Raw genomic sequence first — 12,913 nt, forward strand, 5'->3', positions numbered from 1 at the left:
TGCCATGGGATTTAACCTCTCCGAATGGGCATTGCAAAACCGCCCCCTGGTACTCTACGCCATGATCCTGCTGGGGCTGCTGGGCGCCGTCTCCTATACACAACTGGGGCAGAGCGAAGATCCGCCCTTTACCTTCAAGGTGATGGTGATCAATACCCTTTGGCCCGGTGCCAGCGCCGGGGAGGTCTCCCGCCAGATCACCGAGCGGGTGGAAAAAAAACTGATGGAAACCGGCGACTATCAGTACATCTCCTCCTTCTCCCGCCCCGGCCAGTCCCAGGTGTTGTTTGTCGCCCGGGACGATATGCACTCAAGGGATATCGCGGATCTCTGGTACGAGGTTCGCAAAAAGATTGGCGATATCCGTCACACCCTGCCAACCGATATTCACGGCCCCTTTTACAACGACGAGTTTGGTACCACCTTCGGCAATATTTATGCGCTTACGGGTAACGGCTTTGACTATGCACTGTTGAAGGATTACGCCGAGCGTTTGCAACTGTCCCTGCAGCGGGTGAAAGATGTGGGCAAAGTGGAACTGCTGGGCCTGCAGGATGAAAAAATCTGGGTGGAACTCTCCAACACCAAACTCGCTTCATTGGGGATTCCCCTGGCCGCGGTGCAAAACACCCTGCAGACACAAAACCAGGTCACCGACGCCGGATTTGTGGATACCGTGAGCGACCGAGTACGCATACGCGTTAGCGGACAGTTCCAGTCCGTGGAGGAAATTCGCCAGTTCCCCATCACCGCTGGCGGTCGCACCCAGAGGCTCGGCGATATCGCCGAGGTGCACCGCGGCTTTAGCGATCCGGCCCAGCCGCGCATGCGTTTTATGGGAGAGAATGCCATCGGCCTCGCCGCCTCCATGAAGGGGGGTGGGGATATTCTCCAGTTGGGCAGACAGCTGGACGCGACCTTTGCCGAACTGCAACAGGACCTGCCCCTGGGTATGGCACTCCACAAGGTCTCGGACCAGCCCGCTGCGGTTAAACGCGGAGTGGGGGAATTCTTACGGGTATTGGCCGAGGCACTGGCTATCGTGTTGCTGGTGAGTTTTTTCTCCCTGGGCAGTCGCCCCGGCCTGATCGTGGCATTGTCAATTCCGCTGGTGCTGGCCATGACTTTCGCACTGATGCAATATTTCAACATCGGCCTGCACAAGATTTCCCTGGGCGCACTGGTGCTGGCACTGGGATTAATGGTGGACGACGCCATTATCGCCGTGGAAATGATGTCGATTAAAATGGAGCAGGGGTTCAGCCGCCTCAAAGCCGCCGGGTTCGCCTGGACCAGCACGGCCTTCCCCATGCTCACCGGCACCCTGATCACTGCCGCCGGTTTTCTGCCCATTGCCACGGCACAGTCGGGTACCGGCGAATACACCCGCTCCATTTTCCAGGTAGTCACCCTGTCACTGCTGGCCTCCTGGATTGCTGCAGTGGTGTTTGTGCCCTACCTGGGCCACTACCTGCTGCCCAACCTGACGCGCCGCGACCACAAAGGCGAGCTGCGGGACCCCTATCAGAAACCCTTCTACCAGCGCTTTCGCAAGCTGATCACCTGGTGCCTGCGCCATCGCAAAACCGTGATTGTGGCAACCCTGGCGATCTTTGTTGGCTCACTGGCCCTGTTTCGCCTGGTGCCCCAGCAGTTTTTTCCCTCCTCCGGGCGCCTGGAGCTGATGGTGGACCTGAAACTCGCCGAGGGTGCCTCCCTGGCGTCCACCGAATATCAGGCCCAACGCCTGGAATCCCTGCTGAAAAAGAATCCGCTGGTGGAGAACTACGTGGCTTATGTGGGCACCGGCTCACCCCGTTTCTATCTGCCCCTAAACCAGCAACTGCCGGCGGCCAGCTTTGCCCAGTTGGTTATCATGACCCGCAGTGTAGAAGCGCGCGAGCAGGTGCGCAGTTGGCTGATCGAGACCATGGAGACGGAATTCCCCACCCTGCGCAGCCGGGTTTCCCGTTTGGAGAACGGCCCGCCGGTGGGCTACCCGGTGCAGTTCCGGGTTTCCGGTGAGCATATCACTACCGTTCGCAGTCTCGCCCACGCAGTGGCCGGGCATATACGGCAAAACCCCCAGGTATCCAATGTCCACCTGGACTGGGAGGAACCCAGTAAGACGGTGAACTTGAATATCGACCAGGATCGCGCCCGTGCCCTGGGTGTCAATAGCGCTGACCTGTCCCGCGCTCTGCAAAGTTCCCTCACCGGCATCACCGTAAGCCAGTATCGCGAAGACAACGAGCTGATTGATGTGCGCGTGCGCGGCCAGGAGCGTGAACGCCACGCCCTGAGCCAGCTTGGCAACCTGGCGGTGCAGACCGACAGCGGCCGCAGCGTTCCCCTAAACCAGATCGCCACCTTGGAGTATGGCTTCGAGGAAGGAATTATCTGGCACCGCGACCGATTGCCCACGGTGACTGTGCGCGCCGACATCTACACTTCAGCGCTGCCCGCCACAGTGGTGGATGCGGTGTGGCCGCAACTGCAGACCGTTCGCGACCAACTGCCACCGGGTTACCTGTTGGAAGTGGGCGGCAGTGTGGAAGAATCCGCGCGCGGACAAGCTTCCGTCAACGCGGGCATGCCGCTGTTTCTACTGGTGGTGTTTACCCTGCTGATGCTGCAATTGCGCAGTATGTCTCTTTCTGCCATGGTGCTCATTACCGCGCCGCTGGGCCTCATCGGCGTTACCCTGTTCCTGTTACTGTTCAACCAGCCTTTCGGGTTTGTAGCGATGCTGGGCACCATCGCCCTGGGCGGCATGGTGATGCGCAATTCGGTGATTCTGGTGGATCAGATTCAGCAGGATATGGCCCAGGGGCTCAGTGCCTGGAACGCTATTGTCGAGTCCACCGTGCGGCGCTTCCGCCCCATTGTGCTCACCGCCCTGACCGCTGTTTTGGCAATGATCCCGCTGTCGCGCAGTGACTTCTTCGGTCCCATGGCGGTGGCGATCATGGGTGGCCTGATCGTAGCTACCGGACTGACGCTGCTGTTCCTGCCAGCCCTTTACGCGACCTGGTTCCGGGTGCGGGAGGAAGATACCCCGTCAGTGGCCCAGCCCGATGCCAGGGTTACGACGGATGGCCCGCTATTGGAGCGATGAGCACAATGACCAAAACGGTACGGGAAGAACTCCCGCCACCTCCACCAAATCACTGTTTAAAGCAGTCTACAAAAGCCTCTCAATCCTCATAAATACTGGGCTTGCGGGGGCTTTTGTTTATCCGACCAAGCCCAGTTACTCTAATTCGACCCACCCAAAACTGGTGCAATGTTTTACCCCCTTTGATCCGTGCATTTATTCTGTCTGGCGGCGGGGCAACCTCTTCACATTTTCTTCACGCCGTCATAGCTATCGTGAATACAGCCTCACATATAGATATGAATGAACCCTCTAAAAGGAGCGTGAAAATGAAAACTTTAATGATTAGGTTTTTATCATTAACCACAGCGGCTGTTTTGGCGTTGTCCACAACAAGCCTATTTGCGAGTAATAACGATATACAAGTTTTGATGGTACTGAGTAGCCATGGTCAAAAAGACGCTGAAGGTAAGTTAGTAAAGCCGGGCTTTGAGTTCGACGAGATGAGTAAGTCTTATCTGGTATTTGCTTCTGCCGGTGCCACTATCACTTTCGCATCGCCGACTGGCGGCAAACTTGTCGCCGATAACTACGATCCGTCCAAAGCCTACAACGAACGGTTTCTTGCTGATAAGGCCGCGGTGAAGCTACTTGAATCGACGCAAAAATTAAGCGACATAAACCCTAAAGATTATAATGCGGTATATGTGGTCGGTGGTAAAGGGCCGATGTTTGACTTGGCCGACAATCAGTCCGTGAAAAACATAATTCGTGAGGTTTATGAAAACGGCGGTGTTGTTGGCGCTGTGTGTCATGGGCCAGCTGCGCTTTTAGATGTGAAGCTCAGTGACGGTTCTTATCTGGTAGAAGGAAAGCGCGTATCGGCCTTTACCAACGAAGAGGAGTCGGCATTTTCCAAAACCTGGAGCATGCCATTTTTGTTAGAAGACAAACTGACAGAGCAGGGTGCGGTGTTTCACCAGGATGGCTTAATGCTGAATCAGGTCAGCATTGACGGTCGGGTGATCACCGGGCAAAACCCCTTCTCGACCGCCGACACCTCGAAAGCCGTGGTTAATAAGTTAGGGCTCAAGGCAGACGAAGCGCTTGAGTTCAAAGATGATCGTACCATTAAGCTTGTTGAGCAGTTCTTTTCTGATCGTGACACAGCGATAAAAGAGTTTACAGCTCATAGAGATCAATATGATCCTATGCTATTGGGCATGTTTGGTGTGTATCAGGCACGGCATGCCAACACCGCAATCGAACGCGATGTGGCGCTTATTCTGATGCAACAGACTCAGGACACCATCAATCACCCGATGTTAGACACAGCGATTGCCAAAGCATACCTGCATAACAATAATATTCCTCAAGCCAAGGCAGTGTTAACTGCAGCGAAGAAGAAATTCCCTGAGAACCAGCAAGTGCTCACCTTGCTTCAAACCTTGTCGGAATAATGGTTATGTAGAAGAAAATTTTTATTATTAGTCCGGCGATCATATAGTTCTGTATATAATCCATTCTGACACCAGAGGGAACTACATCATGCAGAAAGCACATTCAAATTGGCGGTAGACATATTTTTCCCAAGGGATATCACCAACAACTGACAAGGTGGCATGAGTGACAAAAGCAAAGCTCAAATTATTGATTGTTGAAGACAATATCGCCATATCAAAGAACATTGCTGCGTTTATGGAAAAACGCAGTGTGGAATTGGATTTCGCATATGATGGCCAGCTTGCCTGCGATCTGGCCCTTAAAGAATACTTCGATTGCATTGTGCTTGATATCGCCATGCCAAAGATGGACGGTTTGCAAACCTGTAGTATACTTCGAGAAAGGGCCACTCGGCACATCCCCATCCTTTTTCTGACCGCCAGAGATTCTCTTGACGACAAACTTGCCGGTTTCTCTCATGGTGCTGACGATTACCTGGCTAAACCTTTTGCATTACAAGAACTCTACGCGCGGTGTCAGGCATTGGCTATGCGCTATGGTCCATCAACGGCGAAGGTGCTAACATTGGGGCTGGGCGAGACAGAAATTAGCCTTGATGTTACCAGAAAAAAGGTGACGCGAGCGGGGCAGACCATTCATTTGCAACCCATTTCATTCTCAATTCTTAAGCTGTTGATGGAGGCGCACCCCAGGGCCATTACGCGCAGTGAAATCTGCGATAAGCTCTGGCATGGCGAACCCACCCATTCTGATGCGTTGCGTTCGCATTTGTACCAACTCCGTAAAGCCATCGACAAACCTTTCGCCAAACCTATCGTTAAGACTTTGCATAGTGTGGGTTTTAGCCTTACCTTATAAGTCAAGTAGAAAGTTCAAATACTTATAATGTTCACTCAAATACGTACACGTATCGTTGTCTATTTTGTTGCTATCGCGGTTTTTGTCAGCGTGCTGTTTTCTTTGTTGGGGCTTTTATATTCTTACTATGTTGAAGATGAAATGTTTCATCAGGTATTGACCGAAGAATCTGTACGAGTTCAACAGCAAATTATGCGCGGTGAACAACCGAAACCACAAGTGGCTTATGTGCAGTTTTACGCTGACCGCAATGATCTACCTGAAGAGGTATTGAGAGTTCTTATAGACGAACCTGATCGTGTTGAATTCTCAGGTACAGATGGGAAGCATTATCACCTAATGCACATTGAGCAAGGCTATATATTGGCTGAAGTCAGCGACTATTTGATCGTGCGTAGAATCAAAATTGGCATGCTATACACACAATCTATTTTCAGTTTAATGATTGCTATTCTCACTGCCCTCATTGCCTGGCTGATGGCTAAACAATTAATTCGCCCAATCGATCAATTAAATACTGTGTTATTAAATGTACAGGGGCGACAACTGCCCATAGGCTTTTCTTCACAATTTAGTAATGACGAAATTGGTAGGTTTGCCAAAGAATTGGATAAGGTAATGTCGCGAGTGCAGAATTTTATCAAAAGAGAGCAGGATTTTACCCGCGATGTATCTCACGAACTGAAAACGCCTATTACTATCAGTCAGGGTGCAGTTTCGCTACTTAAAGACACGGCTTTAAATGAAGAACAAATGCAGTTAGCAACGCGATTGGAGGATGCGCAAAAACAGATGCAGCAATGTATTGAGGGCTTGCTATCGCTAGCCCGGGAAGAGCGATTGCAGCAAGAGCAAGTGCTTATTTTGCCCTTAATAGAGAGTGTCGTGGTTGAGCATTACCATCTGCTAAGTGATGACCCGAAGAGCAAAGCCATTGAGCTTCATTTGGATGTATCTGCAGATGCGCAGACCACTACCAATGCCGAGGAATTCAGAATCATCCTTAGCAATATCATTGCCAATGCCTTTGTCCATACCGACAAAGGTAAGATTAGCATTCGCTATACCGATAATTGCCTATCGATTACAAATACCGGTTCTAAAATCGATCCTGCAATGCTGCCTGACATCTTCCTATCTGGAATTAAAAGCGAACAGAGTAGCGGCTACGGAATAGGTTTATCTTTGGTTAAGAGATTGTGTCTCCGATTGGATATAGAAATTGAAATCAACAGCGACAGGGAGGGCACAACGGTGACGATGGAACCAAGGCCAAATACGCACAACCTTTCAAATTAGGGAGGCCACTTAGGTGTAATCGCTGATCTTTTTATTCACAGAAGAAGGGAAACAGTAGGTAACTGGCCTTCCTGTGGCCTGCCCTCACTTTCTACTCCAAGCGAGGGGCCTATCGGAATCAGACTTAGGATTGGGCATGCCCATCACTATCTCATCCAGTAAATTGCTAGGGGCTGTTCCCGTTTGGATGTAGCCTATTGATTTATAAGAGCAAGCTCGCATTGTTGAGGTTCTAACACAACGAAAAAACGAGCTTGCAATGCCCCAATTCATGCTCAGCAATGAGCACTGGTCGAAGCTGTGGGGAATTCTGCGGCAACTGGCCATCTATAACAAGCGCGATCTCAGTATGACCCTTGAGGGCATGCTCTATCGAATGCGTACAGGTTGCCCATGGAGAGATCTACCGAAGGACTTCGGATGTTGGAGTAAGGTGTACAAGCGCTTCAATGCCTGGTCAGCATCAGGCAAGTGGCAGAAAGTATTTCAAGCGCTGGTAGTAGATCCGGACATCAGTAATCCATTGGTTCTTTTCACCGGGTTTGACTTGCTTGATTTGAGTATCGGTAAGTGCCATTGGTGCTATCTTGACGCCGGAAAATGCCAAACTGAACTTGGTAGCACCAGATAGCACCGGATGACAACGAACGGGAGCGGAAGGCTTTGGACACTGCAGATAGCAAAAAGCCCCGATTTACGAGGCTTTGCGGACGATTTCGGACTTCTTTGAACTTTGATGTGGTGCCAGGGCGGGACTTTTAAATGAATTCGCAGGAAGCCTCTACAAGAGTCAAGCAAATTCAAATTACTGATTTATCATAGTTTTTTAAAACCATCTACTCTCAGTGGTTGCCAGTTAGGTGCAGATGGAATCAAAATATTGCACCAAATTTGCACCAAAGGACAGAGCGATGGCAACATTTGTTCGACGCGGGAAGACGTGGCGTGCTCAAGTTAGGCTTCGGGGCGAGTCTGCCAGTGCGACCTTTGATTCAAAGAGACAGGCTCAGGAATGGACTCAGGATATAGAGTATCAGATACGACAAGGAACGTACGGCAAGCCCCGCGCGGGCACTTTCGGTGATCTAATGGAGCGCTTCGCTGGGTCAGTATCTCCCAACAGGGCTGGGGCAAGATGGGAGGTGGTAAGAATCAATAAGCTGTCAACAGACCCTATCTCCAAAATATTACTATCCGATCTTAAAACTCAGCACTTTGCAGAGTTCCGTGATCGCCGCCTCACTTCTATATCACCAGGATCTGTAAATCGAGAAATTAACCTATTAGGTGCTGTATGCCGCTACGCATTACGCGAGTGGCACCTGCTGGATCATCATCCAATTCAAGGCTTGAGTGACCGCGCAATCCACGACCACGAGATAGGCGCATCCCTGGGCAGGAAATAGACCGGATCTGCACAGCACTGAACTGGCAGGAAATGTCACCCCAAACTCGTCGCCAGGAGGTCGCGTGGGCGTTTCTGTTTGCTCTGGAAACTGCAATGCGATTGGGGGAAATACTGGCACTAACCCGTGATGATCTTGACATACTGGGGCGCTATATCACCGTGCAAACATCGAAAAATGGAGATAAGCGGCATGTGCCATTGACTCGGCGCGCATTAGAACTCTTCAAGATGATGGAAGATCGTCCTAAAACGTTTTTGCAGGTTGGACGAGATGTAGCGAGCGTGATGTTTCGACGTGCTCGAATAGATGCTGACATTGAGGAGCTGCGCTTTCACGATACCCGGCATGAGGCACTGACACGGCTAGCACGTAAATTGGACGTGCTTGACCTTGCGCGGATGGTAGGACACCGTGATCCACGCTCATTGATGACCTACTATAACGCAACCGCCACAGAAATTGCCTCGCGCCTGGACTAGCCAATAAGTTTGCACTCACTCACAAGAGGTGTCAGGACAGCCTCTTCTTAGTGGTTGAGGTATACTCGATAGCTCGGCAAGGAACTGCTACACCAGTGGTACCCTTGGAATCGGACAGCCTTAGCAAGGATGTAGCATGAATATAGAAATCGACGACGCGCTGATGACGCAAATCGGTGTCGACGAAAAGGAAGCGCGTGAGTTGTTGGCTATCGCCCTATACAAGTACAAGCGCATACATGGATCTTTGGCGGGGAAACTGATTGGAGTGTCTGAATTCGACTTCCATAATCTGCTTTCAGAAAAGGGGGAGGCCGTCAACTTCGGTGTGGACGACTTGGTCGACGATATAAAAAACCACGATCTATAAGGATATAAAGAAGATGAACAGGATTGTCGTCAGCGATACCACCGCAATAACCCACCTCGCCAAGATCGGTGCTCTTCACATACTCCAGAAGCTTTACGGCGAGATACTGATCCCTGAAGCCGTTGTGTCGGAACTGGCACAAGTCAAGCGTATCCAGCCAGGTGCACTTCAGGTACTCAATTCTCCCTGGATCAAGGCAGTTCCGATCAATAATCAGACAGTGGTTAACAAGTTGACCCGGCATCTGGATCTAGGTGAATCCGAGGCAATAGCCCTTTCTTTGGAGCTGGATGCCGACGTGCTGATTATTGATGAAGTCGCCGGTCGGGCAGTGGCGAAAAAGCTGGTGCACAGCATTATTGGCATGGTTGGCGTTCTGCTGGAGGCAAAGAAGAAAGGTCATGTGACACAGGTGAAGCCTTACTTGGACAAGCTGCGCAGCACTGGCTTCCGATTGGGAGAAGATATTTACAAACTGGCATTGACTCGTGCCGGGGAAGCCCAAAACAAACAGCAGTGGTAAGCACTTTGAGGGCCCACATTGTGGGCTCTGAGCCACTCCGTTTCAACTCTCAGTCCAGTCTACACCACCATATTCGTGCGCTTATGAAAGTAGGACGATATGTTCAACAACCAGGTCTGAAGCTAGGGTAAAGAATTGGTCAGTATATGGGCCCATCCATAAGCCAGAGTTGACAATACAGCCCTTAGCATTGGTTGAGTTACCAGGGTCAGGAAGAATTGCACATGCAGCTTGTAATGAATGCTCTGGCTGTCAATTGGAATGAAGCCAGCTTGGCAGCGGCCCCTGTCAATCGTAGGCTTCGACTGTAATCGCATTGCACCCAATCAGTAATACTGATAGAAAGGACCGTGAGAGAGATCTCGTCAACTCAAAATTAATACTGCCAGATTGATGGCACACCGCTCTGTATTTAAACTGACAATTGTTTGATTGCGGACGACTTAAGTGTCAAAACTTTCTTCTGGCCTCTATTATTAAAGTAACCATGGAAATCAAGAAAATAATCGTTGTAATTGGCGCAACTGGCAAACAGGGCGGCGCTGTTATAAAACATTTACTCAAAACCGATTTTGCTATTAAGGCTGTCTCTCGCAGTCTTGATGGCCCTGGTGCGCAGAAGCTGCGGAAAATGGGGATAGAGGTCGTTCAGGGCGATCTAAACAAACCCGAGACATTAGGGCTCATCTTGGCAGAAGCCTATGGTGTGTTTTCCATTCAAAACAACTGGACCAGCAGTGTAGAAACTGAACTTCTTCAAGGCAAGGCTATCGCCGACGCGGCCCACGCGGCTGGTGTTCAGCACTTTATTTACTCCTCCGTAGGCGGGGCCGAACGCAATACCAACATTCCCCATTTCGATAGCAAGTTTAAAATCGAGAAGCATATCAACAAGCTGGGGCTTCCCTACACAATTGTCCGCCCTACCTATTTCATGGCCAACCTGTTAGAAAAAGGCCAAATGGGTTTCATCAACTGGGGGCTATTATCCTGGGCGTTGAAAAGAAAGAGGAAATTGCAGATGGTTGATGTCGATGACATCGGCGCGTTTGTCGCTTATTGCTTTGTTCATTCAGAGCCATTCTTGGGCAAGGCTATCGAACTAGCGGGTGATGAACTAACTTATGAGCAGATCAAAACTACGTTCACAAAAGTAACGGGAAAACCACCATTCCATTTCACTCTGCCTGCCTGGCTGTTCAAACCAATAAGCCCGGAAATCTACAGCATGGTCAGCTGGTTCAAAACTAGCGGATATAAGGCAGATATACCGGCACTCAGAGAGAGCTTTCCCAGACTCAAGACGTTCGAGCAGGCCCTTCACACCTATTGTTAGCGAATGGCATTATGTACAACAGCAGATAATAAAGGTTATTCGTCTATCGTCGATGCTTTGGCAGCCACCGCATTGATTTTCTTCTGAATCACATCCAGTTTTAGTTGCTTAGCCTTGCGCGGCATATCCTCGGCCAAAAAGAACCCTTTCACTCCCCAATCTCCACCCACAGATTCAACGTGCGCTAGATGCACTCTACCCGAGCCACCTATAAACCGAAGGCATGCGAACCTAAAGCTGGTGGCCCACGCGAAAAGTAATGTAACTAATGAAAATTTAATTTGTAGTTTAGTGCTACTTTTAAAGCCTAATTTAAGCTTGGATACTTTAATGAGACCTATCAATTGTGCTCCGAAAGAGGGGGCAGGGATTCTACATTTTCAAAATCAATTAGTACGTTTGTATGCCTAATTGGCGGGCTCAAGCTCATGTCAAGCCTAAAACATCTAACCGAGTAGAGGATCTGGCCACTATATTTACTCAGGAAATAGTGGCCACAAAGTTCACTGACACTTTTATAGGTGAAATCTATGAAGCAATTTTCAGAGTTGGTAATAAAAATTCTTGCCGCATATTTTATTCTAGGTAACTTGGGAAATGCCTCGCCGCTGCTTTTTGTGCCTGAGTTTTGGACAAGCAAAGAGTTTGTGCCTACTGTACCATTTGTTGCGATGTTGGTTGCTCCTATTGTCATTGGTATTTTTCTTTGGATATTGGCCCCCAATATAGCTCAGAAGTTAAGCAGTCCCTGTGAAGGCGAAGCAGCTATTTCCGAGCACGGCCTCGTAATTGCCGGAACCTTCCTTATAGGCGTTTATTGGGCGTTGAGATCCATAGGAATTGTTATCGGTGAAATATCCAACAATGGATCTATAGATTACGGCAACATTGCAGTATTTTTAATTTCTTTAGTCCTGATTTTAGGGGGAAATTTATTACGTCTTTCTATCGTTGGCTACGAACTGCGGGTAGTGGCGTTTAACTAAAAAATATATAAAAATGCAGATTGTTCAGGTTTTTTTGGAGAAGCCTAGAATATTTAAGTCATTTTTTGCTATATTAAGGGCCGTTGTTTTACATTTAGGAATTGTAGAATTTTTTAATAAATCAGTTAAGGGTTGACGATGAAATATCTAATTTTTCCATTTCTCTTTTGCTGCTGCACTTTTGCGCATGCTGACAATGATAAAGCGAGAAGCCTACGGGCAACTGGCTGCTTTTTCTAGCTCCATTGAAATATGCACTTACAAGTTGAATCTAGGAAAGTTTATGAGATTGATGAATACATTTATTTTAATGGCTCCTCTAGTTTTTATATTGTCTTGCAGCAGTACAATAAACAAAATTAGATTTTTTGGCTCAGAAACTTTAGAGGCGCCATTGCCGCAATTTTTTAAATCGACTATTGAATTGGCTTCAAGCGAACAACTTAAAAATTATTGGATTCCAAATTATAAGTTCGATAGTTTTTGTGGAGTTGGAGAGGACTGCATAACCGTCGATTTGCGTATAGTTATTGATTCTTGCGGAGATATATTTGCAGCAACTATTATGGAATCTGGGAAACCAGATCCGTATAACAAAAGGTCAGAACAGATATTTGAAAAAATTGAATCGTTGAAATTTGATCCGGCAGAAAAAAATGGGGAAAGAATTCCTGTTGAGGTTGGTATTAAATTACAAATAAATAAATAAAGGACAATTTTATGAAATGAATCGCCCTGGGTTTGCCGGAGGCAATTTGATTTGAGTCATGCCGCTTGGGCAGACTCGGCTTGCTGATAATACAGCTTTTCGTATTCGGCTGGAGGTATATCGCCAATTGGCCTGAGAATGCGGCGATGGTTAAACCAATCGACCCAGGTCAAGGTTGCGCGTTCAACCTCATCCAGCCCTTTCCAGGGGCCTGTTCTGTGGATGACCTCCGCCTTAAATAAGCCGTTGATGGTTTCTGCCAGTGCGTTGTCGTAGGAGTCGCCGACGCTGCCGACTGACGCCTGGAAGCCCGCTTCATTAAGCCGCTCAGTGTATCGAATCGACAGGTACTGACTGCCTCGATCACTGTGATGGGTAACGCC

At 49.0% G+C, this 12,913-nt stretch carries 11 protein-coding genes and 1 pseudogene; 11 read left to right on the forward strand and 1 reads right to left on the reverse strand.

Features of this window, described 5'->3' with window-relative positions:
- Positions 1 to 4 precede the first annotated feature (4 nt).
- The 11 genes and pseudogenes from ACL7TT_RS10360 (at position 5) to ACL7TT_RS10410 (ending at position 12,530) form a co-directional block, all read left to right on the forward strand.
- Entirely contained in the window at positions 5 to 3,118 is a 3,114-nt protein-coding gene (locus tag ACL7TT_RS10360) for an efflux RND transporter permease subunit (RefSeq protein WP_413395223.1), read from the forward strand.
- A 308-nt stretch (positions 3,119 to 3,426) separates the two neighbouring features.
- On the forward strand, positions 3,427 to 4,557 hold the full coding sequence (locus ACL7TT_RS10365) for a type 1 glutamine amidotransferase domain-containing protein (RefSeq protein WP_413395225.1): 1,131 nt from the start codon (positions 3,427 to 3,429) through the stop codon (positions 4,555 to 4,557).
- A gap of 166 nt (positions 4,558 to 4,723) precedes the next feature.
- Positions 4,724 to 5,419 carry a response regulator transcription factor gene (locus ACL7TT_RS10370; RefSeq protein ID WP_413395226.1) on the forward strand — a complete coding sequence of 232 codons (696 nt, stop codon included), beginning with the start codon at positions 4,724 to 4,726 and terminating at the stop codon, positions 5,417 to 5,419.
- A gap of 27 nt (positions 5,420 to 5,446) precedes the next feature.
- Positions 5,447 to 6,718 carry a sensor histidine kinase gene (locus ACL7TT_RS10375; protein ID WP_413395228.1) on the forward strand — a complete coding sequence of 424 codons (1,272 nt, stop codon included), beginning with the start codon at positions 5,447 to 5,449 and terminating at the stop codon, positions 6,716 to 6,718.
- Positions 6,719 to 6,977: 259 nt separating this feature from the next.
- Positions 6,978 to 7,232 (forward strand): annotated as a pseudogene (locus ACL7TT_RS10380) (transposase); the annotation flags it as partial.
- 873 nt (positions 7,233 to 8,105) lie between these two features.
- Positions 8,106 to 8,606: a site-specific integrase gene (locus ACL7TT_RS10385; protein WP_413395242.1), complete on the forward strand. Its 501-nt coding sequence runs from the start codon at positions 8,106 to 8,108 to the stop codon at positions 8,604 to 8,606.
- Positions 8,607 to 8,742: 136 nt separating this feature from the next.
- Entirely contained in the window at positions 8,743 to 8,976 is a 234-nt protein-coding gene (locus ACL7TT_RS10390; protein ID WP_413395230.1) for a UPF0175 family protein, read from the forward strand.
- Positions 8,977 to 8,989: 13 nt separating this feature from the next.
- Complete coding sequence (locus tag ACL7TT_RS10395; RefSeq protein ID WP_413395232.1) at positions 8,990 to 9,499, forward strand: DUF3368 domain-containing protein; 510 nt, start codon at positions 8,990 to 8,992, stop codon at positions 9,497 to 9,499.
- A 487-nt stretch (positions 9,500 to 9,986) separates the two neighbouring features.
- Positions 9,987 to 10,835: an NmrA/HSCARG family protein gene (locus tag ACL7TT_RS10400; RefSeq protein ID WP_413395233.1), complete on the forward strand. Its 849-nt coding sequence runs from the start codon at positions 9,987 to 9,989 to the stop codon at positions 10,833 to 10,835.
- A 530-nt stretch (positions 10,836 to 11,365) separates the two neighbouring features.
- On the forward strand, positions 11,366 to 11,821 hold the full coding sequence (locus ACL7TT_RS10405) for a hypothetical protein (RefSeq protein WP_413395235.1): 456 nt from the start codon (positions 11,366 to 11,368) through the stop codon (positions 11,819 to 11,821).
- A gap of 283 nt (positions 11,822 to 12,104) precedes the next feature.
- Positions 12,105 to 12,530, forward strand: coding sequence for a hypothetical protein (locus ACL7TT_RS10410; RefSeq protein ID WP_413395237.1), 426 nt, complete (start codon positions 12,105 to 12,107; stop codon positions 12,528 to 12,530).
- Between the two features lie 56 nt (positions 12,531 to 12,586).
- Here the strand turns inward: ACL7TT_RS10410 and ACL7TT_RS10415 are convergent.
- Positions 12,587 to 12,913: integrase core domain-containing protein (locus ACL7TT_RS10415; protein WP_413395238.1), on the reverse strand; the 327-nt coding region annotated here is incomplete at its 5' end.

It is taken from the genome of Microbulbifer jejuensis (genome assembly GCF_047289955.1).
Taxonomy (GTDB): domain Bacteria; phylum Pseudomonadota; class Gammaproteobacteria; order Pseudomonadales; family Cellvibrionaceae; genus Microbulbifer.

What these genes read in the sequence shown, in the direction of transcription:
- ACL7TT_RS10360 (WP_413395223.1), top strand. Translation starts at nt 5, where the DNA reads ATGGGATTTAACCTCTCCGAATGGGCATTGCAAAACCGCCCCCTGGTA.
- ACL7TT_RS10365 (WP_413395225.1), top strand. Translation starts at nt 3,427, where the DNA reads ATGAAAACTTTAATGATTAGGTTTTTATCATTAACCACAGCGGCTGTT.
- ACL7TT_RS10375 (WP_413395228.1), top strand. Translation starts at nt 5,447, where the DNA reads ATGTTCACTCAAATACGTACACGTATCGTTGTCTATTTTGTTGCTATC.
- ACL7TT_RS10405 (WP_413395235.1), top strand. Translation starts at nt 11,366, where the DNA reads ATGAAGCAATTTTCAGAGTTGGTAATAAAAATTCTTGCCGCATATTTT.
- ACL7TT_RS10390 (WP_413395230.1), top strand. Translation starts at nt 8,743, where the DNA reads ATGAATATAGAAATCGACGACGCGCTGATGACGCAAATCGGTGTCGAC.
- ACL7TT_RS10400 (WP_413395233.1), top strand. Translation starts at nt 9,987, where the DNA reads ATGGAAATCAAGAAAATAATCGTTGTAATTGGCGCAACTGGCAAACAG.
- ACL7TT_RS10395 (WP_413395232.1), top strand. Translation starts at nt 8,990, where the DNA reads ATGAACAGGATTGTCGTCAGCGATACCACCGCAATAACCCACCTCGCC.
- ACL7TT_RS10410 (WP_413395237.1), top strand. Translation starts at nt 12,105, where the DNA reads ATGAGATTGATGAATACATTTATTTTAATGGCTCCTCTAGTTTTTATA.